The sequence below is a fragment of the Streptomyces sp. NPDC102274 genome (genome assembly GCF_044766385.1).
Taxonomy (GTDB): Bacteria; Actinomycetota; Actinomycetes; order Streptomycetales; family Streptomycetaceae; genus Streptomyces.
Genome location: NZ_JBIWLW010000003.1, coordinates 155,170 through 176,582, shown reverse-complemented (window position 1 = coordinate 176,582; position 21,413 = coordinate 155,170). Strand labels below are relative to the sequence as shown.

Sequence of the window (21,413 nt, the reverse complement as noted above, 5' to 3'; positions counted from 1 at the left end):
CCGGATCAGCTCCTGTCGTAGTCATCGATGAGTTCCCGGCACGCCTGCGCGACCTGCCGCGGGTACTCCATCATGGCAACATGCCCGGCGTCGGGGAGGGTCAGCAGCCGAGAACCACGGAAAGCGATCGACGCCCTGCGGGCCATACGGGACGAAACAAGCAGGTCCCGCCCACCGTAGACGAGCAGCGTCGGCGCCAGCACCCGCTCGGCCTGCCGCCACAACCCGTGTTGACCACCCAGGGTGTACGCGTTGACGATACCGCGCGCCGAGTTGGTCATCGCGTCCCAGAAATACGGTAGTTGAAGCCGTCGCTCCATCTCCCGCACGGCTTGGCGCAGATCCTCCTCGGTGACCGAGGAGGGATCGCCGTAGGTCAGCTCTATCGCGCCGCGGGTGCGCTGCTCCGGCGTCCAGTCCCGGGTCAGCAGGCCGAACAGCGAGGCGACACCGGGCAACGCGAGCAGCGCGGTCGGCAACGCGGTGCGCTGCACCCGGAACTCCGGCAGCGCGGGCGAGATCAGCGTCAGGGTCCGCACCAGATCGGGCCGGGCCGCCGCGACGCGCGTGACGACGGCGCCGCCGAGGGAGTTGCCGAGGAGATGCACGGGACCGCGCCCCGCCAAGTCCAACAGCCGGATCACCGCGCGGGCATGACCGGTGATGGAGTAATTGCCGTCGTCCGGCGGCGGCGAGTCCCCGAACCCGGGCAGATCGACGGCCTCGCCGTCGACGATGTCCTCCAGTAACGGCATCATCGCCGACCAGTTCTGCGAGGAGCCGCCGAGCCCGTGCACATACAGCGCGGGCGGCGCGCCGGTATGGGAAGCGGGCCGTGATCGTACGGTGAGCGTCAGTCCGGGCAGTGCGACGGAACGGAGCCGCTCCCCGTCCGTGACCCGTACGGGACTCACCTTCGGCGCCACGGCGGCGGCGACGGTTTCCGGCAGCTCGGTCGACGACATGCCGCAATGTTACGAGACGATCACGCCCCGGCCCGTGTGTTGGCCGTCACAGGCCGCATGGCGCCGTACCTCCCCTGCTTCCCGGCCCTGTCCGGCCGATGGTCGCGGGCCGCGACGATCGGCCGGACAGGGCCTAGGCTTAGGGAGAGCTCTGGGAGAGGGAGGGCACGCCATGGCGGTCGACCCCACGGATCCCGACACCTTCGAGACGAACGACGAGGAAGAGCTGGACGAGGAGGTCCCCGAAGCCGACGCCGCGGAACAGCACACGGACGTACGGCCCAAGGGCGACGAACCCCTGACCCGTATCGACCCGGACAGGGCGGACGAGGCGGACGCGGCCGAACAGGCGCGCGCGGTCGGGAGCGACGAGGACGACGACTACCGTCCGTGACCGGGCGGAAAAGGTCCCGCCGCGAAGGGCCTGGTAAGCCCGCCGGAGATGACCGGACCCCGACGCCGAAGGTGACCGGACCCCAAAAAAACAGGTCCTCACCACGCACAGCCGGGTTACCCAAAAGTACGATGGCCAGGCGGCGCACAGCGCGCACAGAACGAATTTTTGGGAGGCGGCGTGACAGCCATAGAGCAGACAGAGGCGGCGCGCCCGCGAGGCACGCGCCTGCCGCGTCGCGCCCGACGCAATCAGCTGCTGGGCGCGGCTCAGGAAGTGTTCGTCGCACAGGGCTACCACGCGGCCGCGATGGACGACATCGCCGAGCGGGCCGGAGTCAGCAAGCCCGTCCTCTACCAGCACTTCCCCGGAAAGCTGGAGCTCTATCTCGCCCTGCTCGACCAGCACTGCGAGAGCCTGCTCCAGGCGGTCCGTACGGCGCTCGCGTCCACGACGGACAACAAGCTGCGCGTCGAGGCCACGATGGACGCGTACTTCGCCTATGTCGAGGACGAGGGCGGCGCGTTCCGCCTGGTCTTCGAGTCGGATCTGACGAACGAGCCCGCGGTGCGTGAGCGCGTCGACCGGGTCGCGCTCCAGTGCGCCGAGGCCATCTCCGACGTGATCGCCGAGGACACCGGGCTCTCCAAGGACGAGTCCATGCTGCTGGCCGTGGGGCTCGGCGGCGTCTCCCAGGTGGTGGCACGCTACTGGCTCTCCAGCGAGTCCGCGATCCCCCGCGATCAGGCGGTCAGGCTCCTCACCTCACTGGCCTGGCGCGGGATCGCCGGCTTCCCGCTGCACGGCAGTGAGCAGCACTGATCGGCGGGTGTTCGCTGCGGGCGTTCCCCGCGGCGTCTTCCGGATGGTCACTCCGGGCTAGTGTGTGCTGCGTACCGCGCGGCTGGCCGCGCAACGCAGACCGTTCGGAGGGACATAGCCGTGGAGGTCAAGATCGGCGTGCAGCACACGCCCCGCGAGATCGTTCTGGAGAGCGGGCAGACCGCCCAGGAGGTCGAGAGCGCCGTCGCCGACGCGCTGGCCGGCAAGGCGCAGCTGCTCAGTCTCACGGACGAAAAGGGGCGCAAGGTGCTCGTACCGGCCGAGCGGATCGCGTACGTGGAGATCGGTGAGCCGGCCACACGACGCGTCGGATTCGGCGCCCTGTAGTCACTCGTCACTGTCGTCACTTCACTGTCGTCACTGACGTCCGGGAATGGCCCGGCGGGACACCCCCGCCGGGCCATTCCTCTGTCCGATCCCCGGTCGTTACCCGCGAGTTCAGCTCTGCGCGTAGCAGCCGCCTCCCGGGGGTCCGTTGAGGGTTGTCCTCCGTGCACTCCGGGTAGTGACGTGCTGGGCCCAAGGCCCTGACCGCATGTCACTACTCCCGGCGTCGTGAGGTGATCAGCAGTGATCTGGGAAGTTCTCGGATCGGTCCTGCTCGGACTCGGTCTTTCGTGGGCGGCCGCCAGCCGGCTGTCCCACCGGCTGCCGGCTCACCGGACGGTGTTCACGGCCGGCCCGGTCGGCGCGCTCGTCGGCGCCTATGTGACGCATATGGCGCTGGGCGCCGGCCATGTTCCCGCGACGCTCGTCGGTGCTCTGCTGGTGGGAGCGGTTCTGCTGTCGCTGCTGCTCCGCCCCGCGCCCCGCGGGCTCAGCAGACCGATGCCTTCCTGACGCTGCTTCGGTCTCACTCGTCCACGGGGGGGCCGGCGGTCAGGCCTCGGACCGAGGGATCAGGCGGCCAGTCCGAGGGCTGCCATCCGCTTGGTGTGCGCCTCGGTGATCCGGGAGAACATCCGGCCGACCTCCGCGAGATCGAAGCCGTCCGCCACCCCGCCCACGAGCATCGTGGACAGCGCGTCGCGCTCGGCCACCACGCGCTGCGCCTGCGAGAGTGCCTCGCCCATCAGCCGGCGAGCCCAGAGCGCCAGACGCCCGCCGACCCGCGGCTCCGCCTCGATCGCGGCACGGACCTTCTCCACGGCGAAGTTGCCGTGTCCCGTGTCGTCCAGCACAGCGAGCACCAGCGCGCGGGTGTCGGTATCCAGCCGCGCGGCCACCTCGCGGTAGAAGTCGCTGGCGATCGAGTCGCCCACGTACGCCTTGACGAGGCCCTCCAGCCAGTCCGACGGCGCGGTCAGACGGTGGAAGTCGTCGAGCGCCTTCGCGAACGGCTCCATCGCGCCGGTCGGCTCGGCGTCGATCGCCCGCAGCCGGTCGTTCAACCGCTCGAAGTGGTGGAATTCGGCGGCGGCCATTTTCGCCAGGGCGGCCTTGTCGGCGAGGGTCGGCGCGAGCTTGGCGTCCTCGGCGAGCCGCTCGAAGGCCGCCAGCTCCCCATAGGCGAGGGCTCCCAGCAGATCCACGACCGCGGCGCGGTACTGCGGTTCGGCGGAGGCCGTGTCCCAGCCCTGGGCGGCGATCCCGGTGGGTTCCTCGGCTGCGGATGCGGGCGTGGTGGCGTTGTCGGGCGTCTCCATGGACCGCACAATAGCCCGCTCTTCGCGCCGAGTAAGGGCCTGGTCAGACACTGTGGTCACACCGTTCCGACGAATTCGCCCAACACACATGCGCGATTCCGGGGTACAGTGGTAATGGCGCCTGCCGAATATTCGGCGGGCGATCGCAGTGTTAGACAGTGTTTGAACGAGGGTAGTCCCTCGTACAGGCCCCATGAGGATGCCCGGTCGGTGGCCCGATCGGCTCCGACCCGACCGCCCTCCGCGCGGATCGTACGCACAGCAGCGTACGGCCGCAGATGAGGGGCCCCCTCAGCGGTTCGAGCGCTCGAGCGACGGCAGTGGTCCCGCGCCATCCGGCCAATCCACGGCCGGCCGAGTACCCAGGTGCGGTACGACCCCCAGCGTTCGCCTCGCGCCGCGTCTCACAGAAGAGGCAGCACCCTGACTACGACTTTCCGAGACCTCGGAATCCTTCCCGAGACAGCCGAAGCGCTAGAAGCCGTCGGCATCCTGTCTCCGTTCCCCATCCAAGAGATGACGCTCCCCGTCGCGCTTTCCGGCAAGGACGTCATCGGACAGGCCAAGACCGGCACGGGCAAGACGCTCGGCTTCGGTCTGCCGCTCCTGGAGCGCGTCACCGTCCCCGCGGACGTCGAGTCCGGCCGTGCCGTGCCCGAGAAGCTCACCAACGCCCCGCAGGCGCTCGTCGTCGTTCCCACCCGCGAGCTGTGCACGCAGGTCACCAACGACCTGCTGACGGCCGGCAAGGTGCGTAACGTCCGGGTACTGGCGATCTACGGCGGCCGGGCCTACGAGCCGCAGGTCGAGGCCCTCAAGAAGGGCGTCGATGTGATCGTCGGCACCCCGGGCCGGCTGCTCGACCTGGCGGGCCAGAAGAAGCTCGATCTCTCCCATGTGCGCGCGCTCGTCCTGGACGAGGCCGACGAGATGCTCGACCTGGGCTTCCTGCCCGACGTCGAGAAGATCATCCAACTGCTGCCGGCCAAGCGGCAGACGATGCTGTTCTCCGCGACGATGCCGGGCGCGGTCATCGGCCTCGCCCGCCGTTACATGTCGCAGCCCACGCACATCAGCGCCACCTCACCGGACGACGCGGGCGCGACCGTCGCCAACACGACGCAGCGCGTCTACCGCGCCCACTCCATGGACAAGCCGGAGTTGGTCGCCCGCATCCTCCAGTCCGAGGGCCGCGGCCTGGCGATGATCTTCTGCCGTACGAAGCGCACGGCCGCCGACATCGCGGACCAGCTGGCCCAGCGCGGTTTCGCCTCCGGCGCGGTCCACGGCGACCTGGGCCAGGGCGCCCGCGAGCAGGCGCTGCGCGCCTTCCGCAACGGCAAGGTCGATGTCCTCGTCTGCACCGATGTCGCCGCGCGCGGTATCGATGTCGAGGGCGTGACCCATGTCATCAACTACCAGTCGCCGGAGGAGGAGAAGACCTACCTCCACCGCATCGGCCGCACGGGCCGGGCGGGCGCGTCCGGTACCGCCGTCACGCTTGTCGACTGGGACGACATCCCGCGCTGGCAGCTGATCAACAAGGCGCTGGACCTCGGCTTCCCGGACCCGCCGGAGACGTACTCCACGTCCCCGCACCTGTTCGAGGAGCTGAACATCCCCGCCGGGACCAAGGGCGTCCTGCCGCGCGCGGAGCGTACGCGCGCCGGTCTGTCGGCCGAGCAGGTCGAGGACCTCGGCGAGACGGGCGGTCGCGGCCGTAAGTCCGCCGCCCCCGCGGCGGCGGTACGGGAAGAGCGCCCGGCCCGTACGCGCACCCCGCGCCAGCGCCGCCGCACCCGCGGCGGGACCCCGCTGGAGGCGCCCGGTACGGCGGCCGAGCCGCAGTTCCAGAGCGCCGAGCCGCAGTTCCAGACCGCGGTGCCGCAGTTCCAGACCGCCGTGCCGATGGACGTGCCCGAGAGCGTGGTGGAGCGGCCCGCCGAGCCGCGTACCCCGCGCCGTCGCCGACGCACCCGCTCCGGAGCCGGCTCCGGGTCCGCGGCACCGGCCGTGGAGACCGCGGTCACCGTCGCTGTCCCGGATGCGGTGGCGGAGCCGGTCCTCGTGGATCCGGTCCTCGTGGATCCGGTCGTTGCGGAGCCCGTCGTTCCGGAGCCGGAGGCGGAGCCCGTCGCCAAGCCGCGCCGCCGCCGTACCCGGGCCGCGAAGCCCGCGGCCGACACGACCGCGACGGTGGAGGCGGCCGCGGTGGCGGAGCCGGTCGAGGCCCCCGAGGCGCCCGTCGCGGAGACCAAGCCCCGTCGCCGTACCCGCGTCGCCAAGTCCGTGGCCGAGGCCGCGGATTCGGCGCCGGCGGAGTCGGCGGACGGCAAGGCCGAGGCCCCCGTCGCGGAGACCAAGCCCCGTCGCCGTACCCGCGTCGCCAAGTCGGCCGCCGAGGCCGTGGAGGCCGCCGCGACCGCGGAGGCGCCCGAAGCGGAGGCGGAGGCCCAGCCCACGCCGCGTCGCCGCCGTACACGCACGACAGCGGCGAAGACCGAGAGTTGACGTACGCGCGCACCACAGCCGGATGGCCCGATGCCCCCAGGACCCGGACGGGGGTGCCGGGCCACCGGCTTTCCGGGGGTGCGGACCTTCCGGCGCGGCCATGACGGGCAGGGCCTAACCTCTTCGCATGAGTCGGCCGCCCACGTTCGTCCCGCCCTCCTGTGCCCGCGCCCGTACGCTCGCGACCCGGCGCGGGCCCTTCGCCACGCTCGACGCGCGGCCGGCCGGGGAGTCGCGCGGCACCGCGCTGATGCTGCCCGGGTTCACCGGGAGCAAGGAGGACTTCATCGCACTGCTGGAGCCTCTGACGGAGGCCGGCTACCGGGTCGTCTGCGTGGACGGCCGCGGCCAGTACGAGACCGAGGGCCCGGAGACCGAGGACGGCTACGCGCAGAGCGAGCTGGCCGCCGACGTGCTGGCGCAGACGGAGGCGCTCGGCTCCCCCGTACATCTGCTCGGGCACTCCCTCGGCGGTCTGATCGCCCGCGCCGCCGTGCTGCTCGACCCCGGCCCGTTCGTCACGCTGACGCTGCTGTCCTCCGGGCCCGCCCGGGTCACGCCGGTCCAGCGGGAGCGGGCCGAGCTGCTCGGCGGGGCGCTCAAGGCCATGACGATGCAGCAGGTCTGGGAGATCATGCGCTCGATGGATCCCCCCGAGGAGACCGCCATCGACGGGGAGGATCTGCGCAGGCGCTGGCTCCTCACCCAGCCGGCTCAGCTGATCGCCACCGGCCGGCAGCTGAGCGTGGAGCCGGACCGGGTGGACGAGCTGGCCGCCGTACAGCCGCTCCCCAAGCACGTGGTGTCCGGCGAACGGGACGACACCTGGCCGGTGCCGCTGCTGGACGAGATGGCCGTGCGGCTCGGCGCCCGCCGGACGGTCGTCAAGGGCGCCCAGCACTCGCCCAACACCGACCGGCCGCTGGAGACCGCCGCCGCGCTCAGGGACTTCTGGGACACCCACGGCTGACCGGGGACGCCCGGGGCCGACCGCCTCGGTCCCGCGATGCCGCGATGCCGCGATGTCCCGGTGGAAAGGCGCCGGACCCGGGCTGTCAGTACTGCGACTGCAAGTGGTGCCAGAAACCGTCCCGCAGCGACCGCCGCAGCATCGCGTGGCCCCGTAGCGACCGCTGGAGCAGCTTCTCCGCCTCGATCAGCAGATCCTGGTCCACCGGGCCCGGCAGATACGGATGGCCCGGCAGCAGCTCGGACATGGCTTCCCGGCCGCGCTCCGCCAGCCAGGTCGCGGCGATCTGCGCGCCGATGAACCGCACCTGGTCGCGGGAGGGCGGCGGCTCGCCCTCGTGCTCGTAGGTGGTGACCGGGCGGCGGGTGACATACGGCTTGCAGAAGTCCAGGTCGAAGGTGCGCTGGCTGTCGACCTCCCACAGCAGCGGCTCGGCCTGATTGCGGCCCTCGCCCGCCTCGATGCCCCAGAGGTGCACGCGCGCGCCGTACCCCTGGGCCGCCTCGACGGCCGAGACCAGGTCCTCGTCGCCGCCGACCAGCGCCGCGTCACTGATGGCGCGGTGCCGGGCGAGCGATTCGAGATCCGTACGGATCAGGGAGTCGACGCCCTTCTGCTGGTTGTTGGCGTTGAGGTTGCCGAGCCTGACCTTGACGTCGGGCAGTTCGGCGATGGACTGCTGCTCCGAGGTATGGATCCGGCGTCTGGCGCCGTCGTACCAGTACACCCGGAGCAGTCTGCTGTCCGCGAAGATGATCCGGGCCTTGTCGATGAAGGCCTCGATGATCCCCTCGGCATCCAGATCGAAAGAGCGCCGGTCCTCGGTACCCGCCACAAGCAACCCGGCCGCAGCATAGACGTAACCGGCGTCGACGAAGATGGCGTGTGTGGACGGAGTCTTGGCGACCTCGGCGAGCATGCGCTGGAGCAGCTCGTTGGTGCGCTCCAGACGGGCGCCGATGTCGGCGATCTCTGGGTTGATCTCTGCCTCGCTCATACACCGTTCATTCTCTGCGGACGAGACCGTACCCGCCAGTAGTTAGCCACCCGAGAATTTTCCTTAGCGTAGGGAATGTTTGCAGAGGGCAAGGCGTTCTAGCTCGATGTAACCGTGGACGGCTCAGCCCGTCACCCATAGTTCTCCAGCAGGAGGATCAGACGAAGGGAGAAGCCTTGCGCTTCGAAATCATGCGACTCGACGATGTTGACGGCTCCGCTGTCGACAGCACCGTTGTGGACGCCGCCTCCGTCAACCGGATCGTGCAGCAGGCCGCCGCGATGGGCCAGCGCATCTATATCCGCCCGGCCGAATCCTCGGCCTCATAACCCCGTATCCCTTCGCGACGCGCACGACAGCGACCGGCCGCGAACCGACGAAGCGCCCCTGTACGGGTCACCCGTACGGGGGCGCTGCCCATGTCAGGCGCTCTGGATCACCTGGGTGATCCCATTGATGATCTGCTGAACGGCAATGGCCGAAAGCATCATCCCGGCCAGCCGGGTCACCAGCACCACTCCCCCGTCCTTGATCAGCCGGATGATCAGCAGCGAGTAGCGCATCGTCAGCCAGAGCACGACATGCATCGCGACGATCGCCGCCCAGACCGAGATCCGCGCCGAGGCACCTTCGGCGTGCTGTACGGCGAGGATGACGGACACGATCGCGCCAGGTCCGGCGAGCAGCGGCATGCCCAGCGGCACGAGCGCCACATTGACGTCCTTCGTCTGCTGGGGCTCATCGTTCTTCCCGGTGAGCAGATCCAGCGCGATGAGCAGCAGGAGCAGCCCGCCGGCGATCATCAGCGCCGGCACGGAGACATGCAGATAGTCCAGGATCTGCTGGCCCAGCAGCCCGAAGACGGTGATCACACCGAAGGCGACGGCCACCGCCTGCCACGCCATGGCGCGCTGGACCTTGGCGGGCCGGCCGGAGGTGAGGGCGAGGAAGATCGGGGTGATCCCGGGCGGGTCCATGATCACGAAGAGCGTGAGGAAGAGGGAGCCGAATACGGCGAAGTCGAACACAGTGAGGGCCTTGCCGGACGTAGAGACGAGAGACGGGAACGGACGCGCGCGGAGGCGCGACGAGGTGACGGCGCGTCCGCGCCATCAGGGAGCGGTACGGAGAAGCGGTAACGGATACGGCGGCGGTACGGCTGGACTTGTGCGCGTCCGCCCGCGGACTGCGGACTTACGCGCGTCCGCCCGCGCCCGGCACCGGGAAGGCGCCGGAGGCTCGCCGGGTGATCTCGCCGTAGATCTCCGGGTCGGTGGTACAGGCGCCGAGTTCCACGAACTTGCGGCTGCCGTGGTAGTCGCTGGATCCGGTGGCCAGCAGGCCGAGTTCGGCGGCGATTCCGCGCAGCCGGGCCCGGGTCGGCTCGTCGTGGTCCATGTGGTCGACCTCGATGCCGTCGAGACCGGCGGCGGCGAACCGGACGATGGCGGACTCGGGCACGACCCGGCCCCGCTTGACGGCCAGCGGATGCGCGAACACGGTGACCCCGCCGGCGGCCTTGACCAGACGGATCGCCTCGAAGGGGTCGAGCTCGTGCTTCTCGGCGTACGCGCGCCCGCCGTCCGCGAGCCACTCCGGGGTGAAGGCGTCGGAGACGGTCGGGACGACGCCGAGTTCGACCAGGGCGGTGGCGATGTGCGGGCGGCCGAGGGAGGCGTCGCCCGCGATACGCGCCACCTGCTCCCAGGTGATCGGGACGCCCAGCTCCTGGAGCTTGCGGACCATCGTCCGCGCGCGCGGGACGCGGTCGTCCCGTACCAGCTCCCGCTCGCTCAGCAACTCCGGCTCGTCCGGGTCGAAGAGATACGCCAGCATGTGCAGGCTGATGCCGTCGAGCCGGCACGAGAGCTCCGCGCCGGAGACGAGGGTGAGGTCCCGGTCGAGGTCCGGGAGCGCGGCGATCGCCTCGGCGTGGCCCCGGGTGGTGTCGTGGTCGGTCAGCGCGACGACATCGAGCCCGGCGGCGGCCGCGTTGCGCACCAGCTCGGCCGGGGTGTCCGTACCGTCCGAGGCCGTGGAGTGGGTGTGCAGATCGATGCGCACGACGCGTCACTCCGGAGGTTCGGGGCGGAAAGGGGGACGCTCAAGGGTAACGGCACGCGGGGAGGGCCCAGGACGCGTCGCACACGCCCGCCGATCGGGACGGGCGACTCGGGAAACCGGACCGTAAGGGCCCGTCAGGAGAGCAGCCGGGGCGACAGCGCTCCGCAGGGCAGCAGCTCCATCTCCGCGCCCACGTCCCGCAGATCGGTCAGAACCACCTCGTCGTAGAGCAGCAGCCCCGACTGCTCGGGCCAGACGATCGCCCACAGCCACAGCCCGAGCGCCTCGCCCGCGAAGACCGCGCGGTCCTCCGGGGCGTCGGCGACATGCCAGAGCGGGGTGGGCCGGCCGGCCGCGAGCAGCTTGGTCTGCGGTGGTTTGTCGACGCATATGGCGGGGCCCGGGTCGGGGCCGTCGATCCCCGCGTAGCGCGCGCCGAGCCCGACGCCCAGTTCCTCGGCGACGAGCAGCAGTTCTCCCATGCCGCCGAGCGGCCCCGGTCCCGAGCAGGCGACGGCGGTGGCGCGTCCGCCGCTTCGGTCGTCGCCCGCGTACGCGACGCCGGTGAAGAGCCAGCCGACGGGCAGCGGCCAGGGCATCCACACCGGCACCTGGGCGCGGTGCACCACGACGCTGAGGGCCTCGACGCTGGGCGGTATCACGGGCTGCAGTGGGTGCACGGTGCCATGTACATCGCACTGCCAGGAGTCGGCGAAGAGGCCGGGCGCCCTGACTCGGCCACCGCACTTCGGGCAACTGGGTTCGCCCCTCATAGCGCCCCACGGTCCTCCCCGGCCGACGCCGCGTCAAGGACGATCACCTGTCCGGTCAGAGTCCGCACGACCAGAGATGATTGCCGTCTACACCCATTAGCCTGCCTAACTTATTATGTGTATATGCCAACGCGGCCACACGGCTGACACCGTTGCCGGGCTGACGGGCTGACGGGCCGGCGAAAGCCGAGCGGGTCCGCGCTCAGTCCAGGGCCACGGAGGCACGCAGCGGATCGCGCAGATCCGTGCCCCGCGCGAGCCAGCGCTCCTCAAGCTCCCGCGCGCCCCTGACCCGCTTCCACGCCGCCTCATGGGGCGTCATCGGCAGCAGCGGCAGAAACCTCACCGGTTCCAGTGGCGCGTCCAGCTCCAGATCCGCCACCAGCCCGCCCGGCTCACCGACCAGTACGGAGCTGAAGGGCGCCCCCGGCCACAGCGGCTCACCGAGGTCGAGCGAGCTGCCCGGGGCCACGACCACGCCCTCGACCTGCGGAGACGCGGCCAGCACAGCCAGCGGGCGGAGCACCTGATCGGTGTCGGCGAGCCCCGCGCGCACCGACAGGACGAGTTCGGCCCGCGGCCCCTTCACGGGGTCGGCGAGCAGCACCGACGGGTCCGCCATCGGCTGCGCCGACATCCCGAGCGTGACGTACCGCACCACATCGGAACCGCCCTGGGAGGCCAGGAAGCGCAGCACCTCGAAGCGGTCCGTTCCGAGAAACGTGACCGCGGCGCGGGCGTCCGGCTCGCCCAGCGCCGTACGGAGCCGGGCCTCGACCAGATCAAGAATTTCTCCCATCCGGTGAGCATAGATCGCGTAAGGATTGGGCAGGGGAGAAAGTTGGCCCGCAGTCTGCTGATACTCTTGGCGGCTGGTAGGGACAGTGCGCAGAAGCGTTGCTTTCTTGTCCCGACGACGTCATCCCCCACGGGGGACCGGCCGGAGGAGGTGGGGCTGCGGTGGATCGAAGTCACCCGGCCAGTACCAGCCGCTCTTCCGCACGGACCTCCGGTCCGGTGATCTGACGCCCCGTACCACGGGCCCACGGCACATCGCACGACGGAAGAGCACGTCTCTCAGTACCTGAGCAGTACCTGAGTCTCTGCCTGTCTGTAGCGAACGCCGTCACCGTGACCCCGCGGTGCCGCCCGCTTTGCGGACGTACGCATCACGTCCCCATTCCGGGCTGTGCCACGCCTCCCCGACGGCCTCTCCGTGAAGGAGTCCCGCCATGTCGATGATTCGTGATCTGCGCGAAGCGGTCCGTCCGTCCCTGCGCAAGGCCAAGCCCTCGTACGGCAAGTACGACACGTACGACGCCACCCGTGACCCCTCCGCGTCGAGCGCGGTCGTCGACTGCGCGGTGTACCGCGACGGCCGCCGGGTCACCGAGAACCCCTGCGTCACCCCGCACGAGGCGATGCTGCGGGTACGCGAGGGCGGCGGCTTCGCCTGGATCGGTCTGCACGAGCCGACGGAGGAGGAATTCGCCGGTATCGCGGCCGAGTTCGGGCTGCACCCGCTGGCGGTGGAGGACGCCGTGCACGCGCATCAGCGGCCCAAGCTGGAGCGGTACGACGACACCCTGTTCACCGTCTTCAAGACCATCCACTACGTCGAGCACACCGAGCTGACCGCGACCAGCGAGGTGGTCGACACCGGCGAGGTCATGTGCTTCACCGGCCGGGACTTCGTGATCACCGTCCGGCACGGCGGCAAGGGCTCGCTGCGCGCGCTGCGCCACCGGCTGGAGAGCGATGCCGAGCTGCTCACCAAGGGGCCCTCCGCGGTACTGCACTCCATCGCGGACCATGTGGTCGACGGATACGTCGCGGTGGCGGCGGCCGTGCAGGACGACATCGACGAGGTCGAGATCGATGTGTTCTCGGCACCGGCGAAGGGCAGCCCGCGCGGCTCGGACGCCGGGCGGATCTACCAGCTCAAGCGCGAGGTGCTGGAGTTCAAGCGGGCCGTATCCCCGCTGCTGCGGCCGATGCAGTTGCTGAGCGAGCGGCCGATGCGGCTGGTCGACCCGGACATCCAGAAGTACTTCCGCGATGTCGCGGACCATCTGGCCCGGGTGCACGAGGAGGTCATCGGCTTCGACGAGCTGCTCAACTCGATCCTCCAGGCGAATCTGGCGCAGGCGACGGTCGCGCAGAACGAGGACATGCGCAAGATCACGTCCTGGGCGGCGATCATCGCCGTACCGACGGCCGTGTGCGGGATCTACGGCATGAACTTCGAGCACATGCCGGAGCTGGGGTGGAAGTACGGCTATCCCATGGTGCTCTTCGCGATCGGCACCATCTGTCTGACGATCCACCGCACCCTCAAGCGGAACGGCTGGCTCTAGGTCCTGTCCGGCTCTGGAGGCGGAACGGCCGACTCTGGAGACTGTCCGGCCGCGTCCCGGCGGCTGGATAGGCTGCGGGCATGACAGAACCAGAGCTCGGGCCCGACCTCGGCCGGGTCCTCGTCGAAGAGGCCACCAAGAAGTCCGGCCTCATCTGGGTGCGGGGCTCGGGCCCCGACCGCGCGCTGTGGCACGTATGGCACGAGGGCGCGGCGCTGCTGGTGGGGGACGGCCCCGGGGAGCAGCCGCTGCCGGGGCTCGCGGACGGCTCGGTGGCCGAGGTGACCGTACGCAGCAAGGACAAGGGCGGCCGGCTCGTCGCCTGGACGGCGGATGTCGCGGAGCTGGCACCGCACTCCGAGGGCTGGGAGACGGCCGTCGCCGAGCTCAAGGGCAAGCGGCTGAACGCGCCCGACGCCGAGGTGATGACGGAGCGCTGGGCGCGTGAGTGCCGGGTGCTGCGGCTGACGCCCCGGGCCACGATCACGGACCTGCCGGACTCCTCGCTGGCGGCGGTGCCGCTGCCGACCCCGGCGACGACCCGGCAGCCCCTGCCTGCCTCGCTCGGACGGCTCCTGCTCAAGCGCGGCAGAGACAAGGGCAAGGACCAAGGCAAGGACAAGGACAAGGGCCGGCAGAGTTAGTCGCTGGTGGCCGGGAGCCGGCTGCCGTAGTCGACGGTCTCGCCCTTGGTCGGCGCCGCCAGTTCGAAGTCACGGCCCCAGTCGGCGAGCGAGAGTGTCCCCGCGCCGCCCGCGCGCACCAGTTGCAGCGGGTACGGAGCGCCCTCCAGCGAGACGTCCAGCGTCCCGCCGTCGCCCTCACCGCCGTTGATCTTGATGGTCTTCACGCCACCGATCCGGTCGCGGGTGCCCTTGTCCAGCTTGCCGTGGAGCGTCAGTATCCCGGCGAGCAGGACCTTCATGTCCGTGAAGCCGCTCAGCTGCTTGTACGAGGGGTCGTCCTCCGGGACCTTCACGTACTTGTCCTGGAGCTTGTCCGCGGCCTCGGTGTCCGCACTGCTGGGCTTGGTGGTCGCCTTGCCGTCCTCGCCGTCCGCGTGGCTCCAGAAACCGGCGTCGGCCTTCAGGAAGAGCGTGTCCTCGATGCGCAGCAGCTGGAAGGTGCTGTTCTTCGAGGTGACGGTGCCGGTCCCGCCGTTCGTCTTGAGCCGCATGTTGAGCTTGTAGGTCTCCCCCTGGGTGACCAGCGTGCCGGAGAGCCGGACCGCGCCCGCAGCGTTCGCCGCGGTCTGCGCCTTTCTCTCGATCTCCGTGGCGGAGAGCTTGCCGACCCCGTTCGTGCCCTCGTCCGGATCCTCACCGCATGCCGTGAGAACCGCGGCCAGCCCCACGCAGAACGCGACGGGGAGAGCGACCCTGCGGGCACGGCCGGACGACAGGAAAACGGTCACAGACGCACTGCCTCTCAAACGCAGCTGGGGTGGCAGACCGCAGCGTACCCGGGCCGGAGGTACGTCTCGACAGAGAGCCGCACAGACGTCGTGGGAAGGCCGTACGGACGGATCCGTCAGGGCGTACCGCAGCGGTACGGGCTAGCCTGAACCCGTTATCCCGCCGGATAGAAGGACAACCGCGGACGAAGGAGGCGCAGGGAAATGGCTGCGAGCGCCCCCCGGATCTTTGTCTCGCATCTCGCCGGTGTGGCCGTCTTCGATCCCACCGGCGACCAGGTGGGGCGGGTCCGCGATCTCGTCGCGATGCTGCGGGTCGGCGGCCGGCCGCCGCGGTTGCTCGGACTGGTCGTCGAGGTGCTCAGCCGGCGCCGGATCTTTCTGCCCATGACCCGGCTGACCGGCGTGGAGTCGGGCCAGGTGATCACCACGGGCGTGCTCAACGTGCGCCGCTTCGAGCAGCGGCCCACCGAGCGCCTCGTGCTCGGCGAGATGCTCGACCGCCGGGTGCGGCTCGTGGAGAACGGCGAGGAGGTGACGGTCCTCGATGTCGCCATCCGTCAGCTGCCGGCCCGCCGCGACTGGGAGATCGACAAGGTCTTCGTACGGCGCGGCAAGAAGGGCGGCGCCCTGCGGCGGCGTGGGGAGACCCGCACCGTCGACTGGTCCGCGGTCACCGGCTTCTCGCTGGAGGAGGAGGGGCAGGGGACGGAGAGTCTGGTCGCCGCCTACGAGACCCTGCGCCCCGTCGATCTCGCCAATGTGCTGCACCACCTGAACCCGAAGCGACGCGGCGAGGTGGCCGTCGCCCTCGATGACGACCGGCTCGCGGATGTCATGGAGGAGCTGCCGGAGGACGACCAGGTGGAGATCCTCGGCAAGCTCAAGGAGGAGCGCGCGGCCGATGTCCTGGAGGCCATGGACCCGGACGACGCGGCCGACCTCCTCTCCGAGCTGCCCGAGAACGACAAGGAGCGGCTGCTCACGCTGATGCGGCCGGACGACGCCGCCGATGTGCGGCGGCTGATGGCGTACGAGGAGCGCACGGCGGGCGGTCTGATGACGACCGACCCGATCGTGCTGCGGCCCGACGCGACGGTGGCCGACGCGCTGGCCCGGGTACGGCTCCAGGACCTCTCCCCGGCGCTCGCGGCGCAGGTCTATGTCTGCCGGCCGCCGGACGAGACACCGACGGGCAAGTATCTGGGCACGGTGCACTTCCAGCGGCTGCTGCGGGATCCGCCGTACACGCTGGTCAGCTCGATCGTCGACAGCGATCTGCCGCCGCTCGCGCCCGACACCCCGCTGCCCGCGATCACCAGCCATCTCGCGGCGTACAACATGGTCTCGGCGCCGGTGGTGGACGAGGGCGGATCGCTGCTCGGCGCCGTGACCGTCGACGACGTACTCGATCACCTGCTGCCCGACGACTGGCGGGAGACCGGCTACCACGGCACGGAAGAGCCGGCCCGTGGTAAGTGAGCGCCCCGACAGGGAGACCGGCCGGGAGCACGCGAGGACCAGCTCGGGGGCCGGATCGACGGCGCTGATGCGGGGTGGCCGGATCAGGCTCGATCAGCCGGCCCCGCCGCGTCGTCGGCTGCTGCCCGAGTACGACCCCGAGGCTTTCGGGGTGCTTTCGGAGCGTATCGCCCGCTTTCTGGGGACGGGCCGCTTCATCGTCTGGATGACCCTGATCATCATCGTCTGGCTCGTCTGGAACGTCACCGTCCCGCGCGAACTGCGCTTCGACCCGTATCCGTTCATCTTTCTGACGCTGATGCTCTCCCTTCAGGCGTCGTACGCCGCGCCGCTGATCCTGCTGGCGCAGAACCGCCAGGACGACCGGGACCGGGTCACACGGGAACAGGAGCGCAAGCAGAACGAGCGCTCGATCTCCGACACCGAATACCTGACGCGCGAGATCGCGGCGCTGCGGATCGGTCTGGGCGAGGTCGCCACGCGCGACTGGATCCGGTCGGAGCTCCAGGATCTGGTGCGGGACATGTCGGAGCAGCGCTCGCCCGGCCGGGCGGAACCCGGACGCGAGTCACCCGACCGCTGACGGGGCTTTCCTGAGCCGGTACGAATCGCCGTACCATCTCGGTATGGCTACCGACACGTACGGAACCGCCGTCCCCGCGGAAGAAGCGGTGCGCGCAGCGCTGGCGACGGTGAACGACCCCGAGATCCATCGGCCGATCACCGACCTCGGCATGGTCAAATCGGTGGATATCAGCGCGGACGGTGCGGTGGCGGTCACGGTCTATCTGACGGTCTCCGGCTGCCCGATGCGCGACACGATCACCCGGAGCGTGACCGACGCGGTCGCCCGGGTCGCGGGTGTCACGCGGGTGGACGTCACGCTGGACGTGATGGGCGACGAGCAGCGGCGCGCGCTGACGGCCTCGCTGCGCGGCGGCACCGCCGAGCGCGAGGTGCCCTTCGCCCAGCCGGGCTCCCTGACCCGGGTGTACGCGGTGGCGTCGGGCAAGGGCGGTGTCGGCAAGTCCTCGGTGACGGTCAACCTGGCCGCCGCCATGGCTGCCGACGGGCTGAAGGTCGGTGTGGTCGACGCGGACATCTACGGGCACAGCGTGCCGCGGATGCTCGGCGCGGACGGCAGGCCCACGCAGGTCGAGAACATGATCATGCCGCCGTCGGCGAACGGCGTGAAGGTGATCTCCATCGGGATGTTCACCCCGGGCAACTCGCCGGTCGTCTGGCGCGGTCCGATGCTGCACCGCGCGCTCCAGCAGTTCCTCGCGGACGTCTACTGGGGTGACCTCGACGTACTGCTGCTCGACCTGCCGCCGGGGACCGGCGATATCGCGATCTCGGTGGCGCAGCTCGTGCCGAACGCCGAGATCCTGGTGGTCACCACCCCGCAGCAGGCCGCGGCCGAGGTCGCCGAGCGGGCCGGCTCCATCGCCGTACAGACCCATCAGAAGATCGTCGGCGTGGTCGAGAACATGTCGGGCCTGCCCTGCCCGCACTGCGACGAGATGATCGACGTCTTCGGCACCGGCGGCGGCAAGCTGGTCGCCGAGGGGCTGACGAAGACGACCGGCGCCGAGGTGCCCGTGCTGGGCGCGATCCCGATCGACGTACGGCTGCGGGAGGGCGGCGACGAGGGCAAGCCCATCGTGCTCTCCGACCCCGACTCGCCGGCCGCCACCGCGCTGCGCGGGATCGCGAGCAAGCTGGGCGGCCGGCAGCGCGGTCTGTCGGGCATGTCACTGGGGATCACCCCGCGCAACAAGTTCTGAGACAGGCCCGGACAGCACAACAGCACAGCAGCTCAACAGGTAAGGGGCGACCGCTCATCGCGGCCGCCCCTTACCTGTTCCCTGACGTGTCTTCAGGAGGCGTATGTCCTGATGTCCTCGATCACCGAGAAGCCGAGTCCGTAGGCGCTCATCCCGCGCCCGTACGCCCCGAGGTGCACCCCGCGGTGCGTCGAGCCGGCCAGCACCCAGCCGAACTCGGACTCGCGGTAGTGGAACGGCGTCGGCTCGGCGTCGACCGGCAGCGAGAGCGTCGTCCACTCGGGCCCGTCCAGATCGTCGGCCAGCTCGAACGCGGCCTCCGTCTGCTGTTCCAGCCAGTTGTCACGGAGCGAGTGGTCCAGCTGCGGGGGCCAGGTGAAGGCCAGCAGCGCCGAACCGGCCAGCCAGGCCGCCGAGGAGGCCGTGGTGGCGTCCAGGTGGCCGGTACCGTCACCGGAGCCCCGTTCGGGGCTCGTGGCCACCGTCACGACCACCGCGAAGCGTTCCCTGTCGGCGACCGGAGCCTCGGGCCTTATCGACGGCTCCTCACCATGGCCCGTGGCGCCGTGGCGAACCGTTCCGTCGGCCGTCGCGCCGACCTGCATGAGCCAGCGGGGCCCGGTGAAGGCGTCGTCCAGTCCGTACCAGGGAAACGGCGCCAGCAGATAGCCCTCGACCGTACGCAGGGCGGCTGCCCCTCCTCCGGCCTTGGCTGAGCTGGCCGCGTCCCGCGTGCCCGCCCGACTCGTCGTCTCCATCTGCCGGCGCCTCCTCGATCGTGAGCGTCCGGAGCGGCCCGCCCCCGACGGGCGCCTCACTGCCGAACAGTTGGAGGATAGCCACCAGGTCCCGACTCGTAGGGATTGGTCGTACTCAGGTGGCGTCTGCGTCGAAGGGCGGACGTTCCGGCTGAGTGGGCTTTTCCGGCTTCTTGAGCAGGTCGGGGATGGTGGAGGAGCCGTTCGCGGACGACCCGATCGCAGCGGAGCCATTCGTGGACACTTGCGTCGCGGGGGCGTCCGCGTCGGACGCGCTCTCATGACCGTTCACCGCGTCCGCGACCTCGTTCATCTCCTTGCGGAGGTCGAAGCTGCTGCGGATCTCCTTCAGCCCCAGATCGTCGTTGTCCATCAGCTGCTTGCGGACGAATGTCTTGGGGTTGAGGTCCTCGAACTCGAAGTCCTTGAACTCGGGGCCCAGCTCGGAGCGGATGTCCTCCTTGGCGCTCTCGGAGAACGCGCGGACCTTTCTTATGAATCCCGAGACATCCTGGATGACCTTGGGCAGCTTCTCGGGACCGAAGACGATCACGGCGAGGACCGCGATCGCGATCACCTCAAGGGCGCCAATGTCATTGAACACGTGCTGCTCCTCGGGTGGATCGAAGGTCGGGCGAGGTCGGGGCCGCTCCACGGTACCTGCCGGAACTGTCCGGGCGGTACCTTCCGGTGGCCGTCAGGTGCCGTCCGAGGAGCCGAGAGTCAACTTCATGGTCCGCTCTTTACCTCCGCGGGCCAGGGTCAGCTCCAATTCGTCGCCGGGACGGTGGGCACGGATCTTGACGATGAGCTCCTCGCCGCTGTGCACCCGCTGGCCGTTCACCTCGGTGATGACGTCCCCCGGCTTGATACCGGCCTTGGCACCGGGGCCGCCCGCGGTCACCCCCGGACCGCCGTCGGCGGCCTTGTCGCCGACCCGGGCGCCGTCGCCCGCGTACTCCATGTCGAGGCTGACGCCTATCACCGGGTGCGTGGCCTTCCCGGTGTTGATCAGTTCCTCGGCGACTCTCTTGCCCTGGTTGATCGGTATCGCGAAGCCGAGGCCGATGGAGCCCGACTGGCCGCCGGTGAGGCCGGTGCCGCTGTCGGCGGCGCGGATCGCGCTGTTGATGCCGATGACCCGGGCGCGGGCGTCCACCAGCGGCCCGCCGGAGTTGCCGGGGTTGATCGGGGCGTCCGTCTGAAGCGCGTCCACATAGCTGACGTCGCTGCCGTCGCCCTTGTCGCCGCCCGCGGTGATGGGGCGCTGCTTGGCGCTGATGATCCCGGAGGTCACCGTGTTGGACAGATCGAAGGGGGCGCCGATGGCCACCACCGGATCGCCGACCTGGACGCTGTCGGAGTTGCCCAGCGGCAGCGGCTTGAGCCCGGAGACGCCGGTGACCTTGACGACGGCGAGGTCGTATCCGCTGTCCTTGCCGACGAGCTTCGCCCTGGCGGTCTGACCGCCGCTGAACGTGACCGATATCTCGCCGGAGGAGGAGGCCGGCTGGACGACATGGTTGTTCGTCAGGATGTGGCCCTGCCGGTCCAGGACGAAGCCCGTGCCGGTGCCCTGCTCACCGCTGCCGCTGACATGCAGGGTGACGACGCTGGGCAGCGCGCTGGCGGCGATGCCCGCGACGCTGTCGGGCGCGCGACCGCCCGCTTCGGCGTCGGCCTGCGGAAGCTCGACGCTGGTGAAGCCGCCGTTGCGTTCGATGTACGCGCCGACCGCGCCGCCGAGGACACAGGCGGCGAGGGCCAGCACCCCGGCGGCGACGAGCCCGGCCCGCCGGAGGCCCCGTTTGCGCGGCTCGCCGTACTGGGTCAGGGGCTGCTGCCCCGGTGCGTTCCAGGGGTCGTACCGGAGCCACTGCGAGGGCTCGGACCCGGCGGGCGCCTGGGCGTGGGCCTCGGCCTGGGACGGTGGAGGCAGAGGCCGGGACAGGGGCTGGGACATCGGCATCGGCTCGTGGTGGGGCTGATGTCCGGGCTGGAAGTGGGGCTGGTGCGGCTGCGCGTGCGACTGCTGCTGCTGCTGCGGGATCTGGACCTGCGGCCGCGCCGGGTGCGCCGGCGGCGGCATCGGCGTGCCGTGCGCGGGGGTGGGGCGCTGTACGGGCGGAGCGAGCGCCCAGGGGCCGGGCCCGCCGTAGGGCGGTGTGCTGTAGGCGTCGGGCTCGTGCAGCGGCTGCGGGCGCCCCTGAGGCGCCGGAACGGCGTCGACGGGCGCGGAGGCAGGGGCCGCGTCGGCAGGCGCCGGAGTCGGGTCGACGGGTGCGGGAGCCGGGACGGGCACCGCTGAGGGCTCGTCAGCGCCGGGGGGCAGCTGCGCCGTCACCTCGTCGCTCCGGGTCGGCGGCACCCCGGGCCCCCGCGGTATCGCGCCTTCCACCGAGGGACGGCTCCACCACTTCGCCTCGGGTCCGGTCGGCTTACCGTCGTCCAT

23 protein-coding genes are annotated in these 21,413 nt (G+C 70.5%); 12 read left to right on the top strand and 11 right to left on the bottom strand.

Features of this window, described 5'->3' with window-relative positions; translation table 11 throughout:
* Nucleotides 1-5 precede the first annotated feature (5 nt).
* Nucleotides 6-965, bottom strand: coding sequence for an alpha/beta fold hydrolase (locus tag ACIRQP_RS05375; protein ID WP_403883768.1), 960 nt, complete (start codon nucleotides 963-965; stop codon nucleotides 6-8).
* A gap of 172 nt (nucleotides 966-1,137) precedes the next feature.
* Between ACIRQP_RS05375 and ACIRQP_RS05370 the strand changes: the two genes are divergently transcribed.
* The 4 genes from ACIRQP_RS05370 to ACIRQP_RS05355 all read left to right on the top strand — a co-directional run bounded on the left by ACIRQP_RS05370 (nucleotide 1,138) and on the right by ACIRQP_RS05355 (nucleotide 3,042).
* Nucleotides 1,138-1,359 carry a hypothetical protein gene (locus ACIRQP_RS05370; RefSeq protein WP_403883765.1) on the top strand — a complete coding sequence of 74 codons (222 nt, stop codon included), beginning with the start codon at nucleotides 1,138-1,140 and terminating at the stop codon, nucleotides 1,357-1,359.
* A 180-nt stretch (nucleotides 1,360-1,539) separates the two neighbouring features.
* The gene (locus ACIRQP_RS05365) at nucleotides 1,540-2,181 is read left to right on the top strand and encodes a TetR/AcrR family transcriptional regulator (RefSeq protein ID WP_403883762.1); all 642 of its coding nucleotides are present in this window, start codon (nucleotides 1,540-1,542) and stop codon (nucleotides 2,179-2,181) included.
* 120 nt (nucleotides 2,182-2,301) lie between these two features.
* The gene (locus ACIRQP_RS05360; RefSeq protein ID WP_403883759.1) at nucleotides 2,302-2,529 is read left to right on the top strand and encodes a DUF3107 domain-containing protein; all 228 of its coding nucleotides are present in this window, start codon (nucleotides 2,302-2,304) and stop codon (nucleotides 2,527-2,529) included.
* A 243-nt stretch (nucleotides 2,530-2,772) separates the two neighbouring features.
* Nucleotides 2,773-3,042, top strand: a complete 270-nt coding sequence (locus tag ACIRQP_RS05355) for a hypothetical protein (RefSeq protein WP_403883756.1) — start codon at nucleotides 2,773-2,775, stop codon at nucleotides 3,040-3,042.
* Between the two features lie 59 nt (nucleotides 3,043-3,101).
* Here the strand turns inward: ACIRQP_RS05355 and ACIRQP_RS05350 are convergent, their stop codons facing one another.
* The gene (locus tag ACIRQP_RS05350) at nucleotides 3,102-3,848 is read right to left on the bottom strand and encodes a ferritin-like fold-containing protein (protein ID WP_403883753.1); all 747 of its coding nucleotides are present in this window, start codon (nucleotides 3,846-3,848) and stop codon (nucleotides 3,102-3,104) included.
* 516 nt (nucleotides 3,849-4,364) lie between these two features.
* Between ACIRQP_RS05350 and ACIRQP_RS05345 the strand changes: the two genes are divergently transcribed.
* Entirely contained in the window at nucleotides 4,365-6,359 is a 1,995-nt protein-coding gene (locus tag ACIRQP_RS05345; RefSeq protein ID WP_403883750.1) for a DEAD/DEAH box helicase, read from the top strand.
* Between the two features lie 127 nt (nucleotides 6,360-6,486).
* Nucleotides 6,487-7,329, top strand: a complete 843-nt coding sequence (locus tag ACIRQP_RS05340) for an alpha/beta fold hydrolase (RefSeq protein ID WP_403883747.1) — start codon at nucleotides 6,487-6,489, stop codon at nucleotides 7,327-7,329.
* Nucleotides 7,330-7,414: 85 nt separating this feature from the next.
* Here the strand turns inward: ACIRQP_RS05340 and ACIRQP_RS05335 are convergent, their stop codons facing one another.
* Nucleotides 7,415-8,326 (bottom strand): NYN domain-containing protein, encoded by a 912-nt coding sequence (locus tag ACIRQP_RS05335; RefSeq protein WP_403883744.1) that lies wholly within the window; start codon nucleotides 8,324-8,326, stop codon nucleotides 7,415-7,417.
* A 176-nt stretch (nucleotides 8,327-8,502) separates the two neighbouring features.
* Here ACIRQP_RS05335 and ACIRQP_RS05330 point away from each other — a divergent pair, with 176 nt between their 5' ends.
* Entirely contained in the window at nucleotides 8,503-8,655 is a 153-nt protein-coding gene (locus ACIRQP_RS05330; protein ID WP_165840668.1) for a hypothetical protein, read from the top strand.
* A gap of 93 nt (nucleotides 8,656-8,748) precedes the next feature.
* Here the strand turns inward: ACIRQP_RS05330 and ACIRQP_RS05325 are convergent, their stop codons facing one another.
* From ACIRQP_RS05325 to ACIRQP_RS05310, 4 genes are all read right to left on the bottom strand, one after another.
* Nucleotides 8,749-9,354, bottom strand: a complete 606-nt coding sequence (locus ACIRQP_RS05325) for a MarC family protein (protein ID WP_403883741.1) — start codon at nucleotides 9,352-9,354, stop codon at nucleotides 8,749-8,751.
* A gap of 166 nt (nucleotides 9,355-9,520) precedes the next feature.
* The gene (locus tag ACIRQP_RS05320; RefSeq protein WP_403883738.1) at nucleotides 9,521-10,390 is read right to left on the bottom strand and encodes a PHP domain-containing protein; all 870 of its coding nucleotides are present in this window, start codon (nucleotides 10,388-10,390) and stop codon (nucleotides 9,521-9,523) included.
* Nucleotides 10,391-10,524: 134 nt separating this feature from the next.
* Nucleotides 10,525-11,163, bottom strand: a complete 639-nt coding sequence (locus ACIRQP_RS05315; RefSeq protein WP_403883735.1) for a DUF6758 family protein — start codon at nucleotides 11,161-11,163, stop codon at nucleotides 10,525-10,527.
* Between the two features lie 202 nt (nucleotides 11,164-11,365).
* Entirely contained in the window at nucleotides 11,366-11,962 is a 597-nt protein-coding gene (locus tag ACIRQP_RS05310) for a suppressor of fused domain protein (protein ID WP_403883732.1), read from the bottom strand.
* 433 nt (nucleotides 11,963-12,395) lie between these two features.
* Between ACIRQP_RS05310 and ACIRQP_RS05305 the strand changes: the two genes are divergently transcribed.
* Together ACIRQP_RS05305 and ACIRQP_RS05300 are read left to right on the top strand one after the other, a co-directional pair.
* Nucleotides 12,396-13,520 (top strand): magnesium and cobalt transport protein CorA, encoded by a 1,125-nt coding sequence (locus tag ACIRQP_RS05305; protein WP_403883729.1) that lies wholly within the window; start codon nucleotides 12,396-12,398, stop codon nucleotides 13,518-13,520.
* Nucleotides 13,521-13,600: 80 nt separating this feature from the next.
* A complete protein-coding gene (locus ACIRQP_RS05300; protein ID WP_403883726.1) occupies nucleotides 13,601-14,164 on the top strand; it encodes a hypothetical protein in 564 nt (187 codons plus the stop codon).
* Here ACIRQP_RS05300 and ACIRQP_RS05295 read toward each other — a convergent pair.
* Nucleotides 14,161-14,934, bottom strand: coding sequence for a hypothetical protein (locus tag ACIRQP_RS05295; RefSeq protein ID WP_403883723.1), 774 nt, complete (start codon nucleotides 14,932-14,934; stop codon nucleotides 14,161-14,163). The two genes, ACIRQP_RS05300 and ACIRQP_RS05295, sit on opposite strands and share 4 nt — an antisense overlap.
* 204 nt (nucleotides 14,935-15,138) lie before the next feature.
* Here ACIRQP_RS05295 and ACIRQP_RS05290 point away from each other — a divergent pair, with 204 nt between their 5' ends.
* From ACIRQP_RS05290 to ACIRQP_RS05280, 3 genes are all read left to right on the top strand, one after another.
* On the top strand, nucleotides 15,139-16,416 hold the full coding sequence (locus ACIRQP_RS05290; RefSeq protein ID WP_403883720.1) for a magnesium transporter MgtE N-terminal domain-containing protein: 1,278 nt from the start codon (nucleotides 15,139-15,141) through the stop codon (nucleotides 16,414-16,416).
* Nucleotides 16,417-16,483: 67 nt separating this feature from the next.
* Nucleotides 16,484-16,999 (top strand): DUF1003 domain-containing protein, encoded by a 516-nt coding sequence (locus ACIRQP_RS05285; RefSeq protein WP_403884369.1) that lies wholly within the window; start codon nucleotides 16,484-16,486, stop codon nucleotides 16,997-16,999.
* Between the two features lie 43 nt (nucleotides 17,000-17,042).
* Nucleotides 17,043-18,203 carry an Mrp/NBP35 family ATP-binding protein gene (locus ACIRQP_RS05280; RefSeq protein ID WP_403883717.1) on the top strand — a complete coding sequence of 387 codons (1,161 nt, stop codon included), beginning with the start codon at nucleotides 17,043-17,045 and terminating at the stop codon, nucleotides 18,201-18,203.
* A gap of 92 nt (nucleotides 18,204-18,295) precedes the next feature.
* Here the strand turns inward: ACIRQP_RS05280 and ACIRQP_RS05275 are convergent, their stop codons facing one another.
* The 3 genes from ACIRQP_RS05275 to ACIRQP_RS05265 all read right to left on the bottom strand — a co-directional run bounded on the left by ACIRQP_RS05275 (nucleotide 18,296) and on the right by ACIRQP_RS05265 (nucleotide 21,413).
* Nucleotides 18,296-18,961, bottom strand: a complete 666-nt coding sequence (locus tag ACIRQP_RS05275) for a hypothetical protein (RefSeq protein ID WP_403883715.1) — start codon at nucleotides 18,959-18,961, stop codon at nucleotides 18,296-18,298.
* A gap of 115 nt (nucleotides 18,962-19,076) precedes the next feature.
* Nucleotides 19,077-19,565, bottom strand: coding sequence for a sec-independent translocase (locus ACIRQP_RS05270; RefSeq protein ID WP_403883712.1), 489 nt, complete (start codon nucleotides 19,563-19,565; stop codon nucleotides 19,077-19,079).
* 93 nt (nucleotides 19,566-19,658) lie between these two features.
* On the bottom strand, nucleotides 19,659-21,413 hold the full coding sequence (locus ACIRQP_RS05265) for a trypsin-like peptidase domain-containing protein (RefSeq protein ID WP_403883709.1): 1,755 nt from the start codon (nucleotides 21,411-21,413) through the stop codon (nucleotides 19,659-19,661).

Excerpts from the sequence above, each read along its gene's own strand:
- ACIRQP_RS05335 (WP_403883744.1), bottom strand. The coding sequence starts at position 8,326 with ATGAGCGAGGCAGAGATCAACCCAGAGATCGCCGACATCGGCGCCCGT.
- ACIRQP_RS05290 (WP_403883720.1), top strand. The coding sequence starts at position 15,139 with ATGGCTGCGAGCGCCCCCCGGATCTTTGTCTCGCATCTCGCCGGTGTG.
- ACIRQP_RS05375 (WP_403883768.1), bottom strand. The coding sequence starts at position 965 with ATGTCGTCGACCGAGCTGCCGGAAACCGTCGCCGCCGCCGTGGCGCCG.
- ACIRQP_RS05305 (WP_403883729.1), top strand. The coding sequence starts at position 12,396 with ATGTCGATGATTCGTGATCTGCGCGAAGCGGTCCGTCCGTCCCTGCGC.
- ACIRQP_RS05350 (WP_403883753.1), bottom strand. The coding sequence starts at position 3,848 with ATGGAGACGCCCGACAACGCCACCACGCCCGCATCCGCAGCCGAGGAA.
- ACIRQP_RS05275 (WP_403883715.1), bottom strand. The coding sequence starts at position 18,961 with ATGGAGACGACGAGTCGGGCGGGCACGCGGGACGCGGCCAGCTCAGCC.
- ACIRQP_RS05315 (WP_403883735.1), bottom strand. The coding sequence starts at position 11,163 with ATGAGGGGCGAACCCAGTTGCCCGAAGTGCGGTGGCCGAGTCAGGGCG.
- ACIRQP_RS05370 (WP_403883765.1), top strand. The coding sequence starts at position 1,138 with ATGGCGGTCGACCCCACGGATCCCGACACCTTCGAGACGAACGACGAG.
- ACIRQP_RS05280 (WP_403883717.1), top strand. The coding sequence starts at position 17,043 with ATGGCTACCGACACGTACGGAACCGCCGTCCCCGCGGAAGAAGCGGTG.
- ACIRQP_RS05285 (WP_403884369.1), top strand. The coding sequence starts at position 16,484 with ATGCGGGGTGGCCGGATCAGGCTCGATCAGCCGGCCCCGCCGCGTCGT.
- ACIRQP_RS05310 (WP_403883732.1), bottom strand. The coding sequence starts at position 11,962 with ATGGGAGAAATTCTTGATCTGGTCGAGGCCCGGCTCCGTACGGCGCTG.
- ACIRQP_RS05340 (WP_403883747.1), top strand. The coding sequence starts at position 6,487 with ATGAGTCGGCCGCCCACGTTCGTCCCGCCCTCCTGTGCCCGCGCCCGT.
- ACIRQP_RS05345 (WP_403883750.1), top strand. The coding sequence starts at position 4,365 with ATGACGCTCCCCGTCGCGCTTTCCGGCAAGGACGTCATCGGACAGGCC.
- ACIRQP_RS05300 (WP_403883726.1), top strand. The coding sequence starts at position 13,601 with ATGACAGAACCAGAGCTCGGGCCCGACCTCGGCCGGGTCCTCGTCGAA.
- ACIRQP_RS05265 (WP_403883709.1), bottom strand. The coding sequence starts at position 21,413 with ATGGACGACGGTAAGCCGACCGGACCCGAGGCGAAGTGGTGGAGCCGT.